The sequence below is a fragment of the Streptomyces triticirhizae genome, from assembly GCF_003696235.1.
Taxonomy (GTDB): domain Bacteria; phylum Actinomycetota; class Actinomycetes; order Streptomycetales; family Streptomycetaceae; genus Streptomyces; species Streptomyces triticirhizae.
This window is the reverse complement of the sequence record NZ_RFFJ01000414.1, coordinates 1-855: the sequence shown is the minus strand read 5'-3', so window position 1 is coordinate 855 and position 855 is coordinate 1. Positions and strand designations below refer to the sequence as shown.

Genomic DNA, 855 nt, shown 5'->3' with positions numbered 1-855 from the left:
CGGCCGCGCCGGCGGCGAGGCCGGCGACCCCGGTCGCGGTGGCGGTGCCGAGCAGCCGGCGGCGGGAGACGGCGCGCGCGCCCGTTCCCTCGGCGGCCTCGGCGCCCTCGGTGGCCGTGCGGTCGGTGGAGTCGGTGAGATGGCTCATGGTGGTGCGGGTCCTGCTCACTGGGCGATGGTGACGGTGGTGGTCTCGGTGGTCTGGTCGATCGCGGAGCTGCGGATGGTCAGGTCCAGCTCCCACTCTCCCGGGCGCGGCAGTCGCAGCCCCTCGACGGTCCAGTGTCCGACGGCCACCTGCTCGGGCTCGAACCGGAGCGGCCCGAGGCCCTCCCCGGGCAGCGTGAGACTGATCCTGATCTCCTCGGCGCCGTTCGCCTGCCCGTCCGGGCTCTCCAGATAGAGGTGGAGGGTGTTCTCCCCGACGGTCGACGGGTCCAGCTGAAGCGTCGCCGTGCCCGAGCCGTCCGCGCCGCCGGTGTCGTAGGGCAGGCTGACCGGCTCGGGCCGGGCCGCCTCCCCGCCGGCCTCGCGGGCCGCCGCCGGCGGCGCTTCGGCCTCGGTGCGGGCGGGCGGGGTGCCGGTCAGGGCGGTGGTGACGCCGAGCAGCACGACGGCGATGGCCGTCTCGACCAGCACCGAACGCCGCAGCCCGGCCCGCGCCGGGTCCTCCTCGCGCCGCCGCCTCGCGCTCTCCATGACCCGCCGCTGCCGGGCCAACTGCCGCTCCCGCTCCGGGTCCACAGCCGCCGCCGGCGACGCCGACCCCTCGCCGCCCCCGGCCGCGCCCTCGGCGACGGCGGCCGCCGCCCGCGCCTCGGGACGTTCCGCCTCCCCGTCGCCGTCCGCCTCCCT

Annotated in this window: 1 pseudogene; it reads right to left on the bottom strand. The window is 78.2% G+C overall.

Features of this window, described 5'->3' with window-relative positions:
- Positions 1-165: 165 nt before the first annotated feature.
- Positions 166-855: pseudogene (locus EBN88_RS31050) on the bottom strand (hypothetical protein); the annotation flags it as partial.